At 62.1% G+C, this 4305-nt stretch carries 3 protein-coding genes, 3 tRNA genes and 1 pseudogene; 3 read left to right on the top strand and 4 right to left on the bottom strand.

The window, feature by feature from the left end:
• Positions 1-540 precede the first annotated feature (540 nt).
• From AC07XB_RS38840 to AC07XB_RS38830, 3 genes are all read left to right on the top strand, one after another.
• Complete coding sequence (locus tag AC07XB_RS38840) at positions 541-1017, top strand: DUF2946 family protein (RefSeq protein ID WP_494752837.1); 477 nt, start codon at positions 541-543, stop codon at positions 1015-1017.
• 90 nt (positions 1018-1107) lie between these two features.
• The gene (locus tag AC07XB_RS38835) at positions 1108-2151 is read left to right on the top strand and encodes a transporter (RefSeq protein ID WP_492833220.1); all 1044 of its coding nucleotides are present in this window, start codon (positions 1108-1110) and stop codon (positions 2149-2151) included.
• Entirely contained in the window at positions 2141-2680 is a 540-nt protein-coding gene (locus AC07XB_RS38830) for a TlpA family protein disulfide reductase (RefSeq protein ID WP_492833222.1), read from the top strand. Before AC07XB_RS38835 ends, AC07XB_RS38830 begins: the two co-directional genes overlap by 11 nt.
• Before the next feature lie 447 nt (positions 2681-3127).
• On the opposite strand, the pseudogene AC07XB_RS38825 reads toward AC07XB_RS38830, so the two are convergent.
• The 4 genes and pseudogenes from AC07XB_RS38825 to AC07XB_RS38810 all read right to left on the bottom strand — a co-directional run.
• A pseudogene (locus AC07XB_RS38825) lies at positions 3128-3652 on the bottom strand (phage portal protein); the annotation flags it as partial.
• A gap of 243 nt (positions 3653-3895) precedes the next feature.
• Positions 3896-3969: transfer RNA gene (locus tag AC07XB_RS38820), tRNA-Cys, on the bottom strand.
• A gap of 104 nt (positions 3970-4073) precedes the next feature.
• Positions 4074-4149 (bottom strand) — tRNA-Gly (locus AC07XB_RS38815).
• Between the two features lie 79 nt (positions 4150-4228).
• A tRNA-Gly gene (locus tag AC07XB_RS38810) sits at positions 4229-4304 on the bottom strand.
• Position 4305: the final 1 nt, after the last annotated feature.

Genomic DNA, 4305 nt, shown 5'->3' with positions numbered 1-4305 from the left:
CTTTGCAGTGCAAGTCTTCCTGCCACACGAGCGCCAAAGTGCGGTTCGTCAATACGGTATTGGCCGGGCCGTTACCATTTAGCCGCATAAATTTGCATAGAAACTTGCGCCCCGTAGCCTGCCTGCAGCCGCAGCCGTGGCGCGGTTTCCGGGACCTGTGCAACTGCAGAAAAACCACTCGATGAAGCGAGCGGGCGAGGCGGGGTCTCAACCGCGCGCCGGGGGCAAGCTCCTCATCATCGGCAAAATTTCATAATATGGGAAGGAACGAGAAGGCACCGCAACGCGGCTGGGACGCGGCACAGGGGCCGCTGGCGGCACAGGCTCGCATTGGGGTAAGAGCGTCGTGTACGCGCGAGAACGTGCGGGAAACAATGCCGCTAGCCGGGAAAGGCGCTGAGCGCGTGGCTCCGCTCTGAAGAATGTGGCGAACCGTACAGACTGCAGCGGGACACGGCGTAAGCATGTCGATAGCAAGGACGTGGGCCATTTGCGATGGACACTGCACAAACATCGATCCAGCAGCAGTGATGCGGCCAGATGTCACACCCCTGTCCAACCAATCACGCCGAAAGCGGCCATTTCAGGCGGGGCCTCGCCACTATAATCAGCCACCCATTTTCACGGCACAACATGTCCTTCACCCATCGGCTCGTCTTCTGGCTCGCGCTGCTGGGTATGGCGTTGCACTCGCCATGGCCACCGATGGTCCACGGGCAAGCGGCCGGGGGAACGATAGATCACTCGATCTGCAGCGCAAGCGGCATACGCGTCGTCTCGGTAGACGATCAAACGTCCCTCGATCAGGACGCCCCTGGCAATCACCAGAGCCTCGACGATTCCCTCTGCTGCCTGGTCTGCGCGGATCTCGGCAGCACCGTTGCAATACCGCACGTACCGTTTGTCTTTCAGCCTCACCTGAGACAGCTTGGCCTAGTGCGGCCGGTGACACAGCCGGATGCCTATCGGCCTCCGAGCATTCTTCGCGCGACGGCCCGAGCGCCGCCCTTGGCATGATCGGCTTCGCTTGATCGCCTGCGCGCTCCACGGGCGCGCGCCCATGCCACGGGCGGGCCACCGGTCCGCCCCCGTTTCGCCCTGAACACCATGAATCCGATCCTTCGCGCCGGCACCGCAGGTGCCGCCTTGCTGCTTCCCTCGTTTGCGTTCGCCTGCGCCACCTGTGGCTGCTCACTCAGCGCCGATGCCGCCATGGGCTACTCCACAATGCCGGGCTGGCGCATCAGCTTCGACTACAGCTTCATCAACCAGAACCAACTGCGCCATGGGACAGGATCCGTCCCCGCCACGCAGGCTGCCGCCATCAACGACGCCGGTGGCAACCAGGAGGTGGAGAAGCAGACAATCAACCGTTATTACAACTTGGGCCTGAGCTACAGCCCGAATAGTAGTTGGAGCTTTAGCACTATCGTTCCCATCATCGACCGCAGTCACACCACGTATGGCAACGCGACCTCCGACCAGCTCACGCCGGACAACGTGAGTGGTGTGACCGCCAGTGGCCTGGGCGATATCAAGCTCATCGGCACCTACCAGGGTTTCCTGCCCACCCGAAACCTGGGCGTGCAACTAGGCGTGAAGCTGCCCACGGGCGCCTACGGAGGCCAGAATGTCGCCACCGGCGCCACCGTGGGGCGCAGCCCGGTGTTCTTCTCGTCAGGCCCGAATGCGTCTGCGGGCCAGGCGCTCGACGCCAGCCTGCAGCCCGGTACCGGCAGCACCGACCTAATTCTTGGCGCGTACTATTACCAGCCGGTTAGCCAGAATTTCGACGCCTTCGTCAATGGCCAATTCCAGGCAGCGGTGATGCAACGGCTGCACGACTTCAATGCGGACTATCGTCCCGGCAATCTCCTGACTGTGAGCACCGGCCTGCGCTATGTAGCCAACCCAAAGGTGGTGCCCCAACTACAGTTCAATTTCACTCGCAAGAGCGCAGACCAGGGCGCACTCGCCGATACCATCAGTACTGGAGGTAGCGTGCTCTACCTGAGCCCCGGGGTCACCGTCGCCGTGAGCGAGCACGTGCGTATGTACGCCTTTCTGCAGAAGTCAATCTATAGCAATCTTCAGGGGTATCAACTCTTCCCTCGCTGGACTGGCAACTTGGGGGTGTCCTATGCGTTCTGAGCTCTCGTCTCGTCGCGACTGGATCCGGAAAGCCGCCGCTCTTGCCTGCGGACCGTCTCTTGCTAGCTGGCATACATCGGCGAGCGCGGAGAGCCTGGCGGTGGGGCGGCCCGCGCCACCGCTGGTGCTGCGCACGCTCGACGGGCGCACCATCGATACGCGGGACCTGCATGGCCAGGTAGTAGTACTCACGTTCTGGGCGACGTGGTGCGGCCCGTGCCACGTAGAGCTTCCTGTCTTGTCGGCCTATGCGGCGGCTCACGCCGGCGAAGGGCTGACCGTGCTCGGCTTCAGCCTGGACACGCCGGACTCGCTCGCCGACGTGCGCAAGATGGCTGCCAGCCTCGCCTTTCCGGTAGGGCTGCTGGGTGGTGCCTACGCGGGCGGCTACGGCCGGGTCTGGCGTCTTCCCGTGAATTTCACCATCGACCGCGCGGGGATGCTCGCCGATAACGGCTGGGATGATGCCAGTCCGGCCTGGACAGCCGAGCGGCTGGAGCAGGTCGTCACGCCTCTGCTGAAGCGGTAACTGGACAGAGCAGAGCCTTGGGCGACATGCACTGCGGGCGGAGTGCTTGGCATTCCGATTCGCGGCCGATCAGACTTCCACAGGAGTGCTCCTCCAGAACGTGCCAGCGGGCGGCCGCCTAGGAGGAGCGCCAAAACTGCGCGAGGTCTCCATGAACGTCGAATCGGTTGGCTGAGAAGAGGCATGCGTTCTCGCACGGCGGCCCTTTAGCACTGACACCCGCCACGGCAGCGTGCGTTGTGGCCGAGCACTTGCCGGCCCGCAGGAAAGATCGGACGACCGCTCTAGCCTGGAAGCCGCCATCTGCCCACCCGATCAGCGAAAGGCAGAGAGGGGCCGGTTCCCGGCCTTCGCCCTCCCCCGAAATTCGGAGATAAGCCGTTTCATACCTCGGCCAACATCACCTCATCGCCCACGGTGTTGTCGATACGCGCATCCTGGTTTGGTTCATGATAACGAGCCCCCTTCCCCATCGCTAAGGCTATAGGCATCGAAGCGCACCACCTCGGCGCCAAGCCATTCGTTGACCTCCATCAGCCGGTTCTGCAAAGGCTTCACCTCATTGCGCGCGAAGACCTCTGCCGCCTTCGCCGCATCACCGAATCCCCCAGTGTTGTGGGGAATGATCCCCATCAATTGAGGCGGCACGCGGTGTGCCGATAGCTGATCATCGCGCGTGATGTTCTTCACGTTCCAAAATTCATCCTTGGCCGCCACCTCCGACACCGGCAAGAGCTGGATGCCGTCCTTCTTCCCGTTGGGCGCATACATGAAGAGGTTGCGGAAATTCCCCGGCCCCTTACTGTCCTTGAGCGCCTGGCGAAGCGTGTCGACGTCTTCCTGCTTCTGCGCGGCATCTGTCATGTACAGAATGAAGCCAGCGTGGCTCCCGTTCTTGTAGTAGCGCCGGCGGAACAGCGTGGCCGATTCGTTCAGCCAGGTGGCATTGAGCGCGGACAGATACTCGGGCACCGTTCCAGTTCCGCGATCTGCGGCCAAAGGCAGCAACCGACGTCGAACGCACAGAAGGCATGGCCGAGACGCGGCGATTCCTTGGACACACCACTGAGCGGCAGACCGCGGACTACGTTCGGGACAGAATCGGGGAGCTGGTTGGCCCAGTCAACGTGGCAAAACCGGAGTGGATGGCGAAAGTACTTTCGCCAAAAAGCAAAAGCGCCACCGGTTAGGGTAGCGCTCTGTGCTTGAAGATACTGGAGGCGGGGGTCGGAATCGAACCGGCGTACACGGCTTTGCAGGCCGCTGCATGACCACTCTGCCACCCCGCCGGGTGACGGCTGCTGGATTGTAGCCGCATTCGCCAGACCCTGCCGGGCTGCGCTTGCGCACTACCATCACAAACAAAAAGGGAAGCGGTGCTTCCCTTTGGGATTGGAGCGGGAGACGAGGCTCGAACTCGCGACCTCAACCTTGGCAAGGTTGCGCTCTACCAACTGAGCTACTCCCGCATTTACTACTTTGACTACTCTGCGTGCCAACCTGGAACCACAAAACACACATTGTGGACTTCCAGACTTAACCGAAACCTGGAGCGGGAGACGAGGCTCGAACTCGCGACCTCAACCTTGGCAAGGTTGCGCTCTACCAACTGAGCTACTCCCGCA

Source organism: Cupriavidus sp. GW821-FHT02F09 (assembly GCF_059421605.1).
Note: the sequence above shows the minus strand (reverse complement) of the source record. Positions and strands in the feature narration are given on the sequence as shown.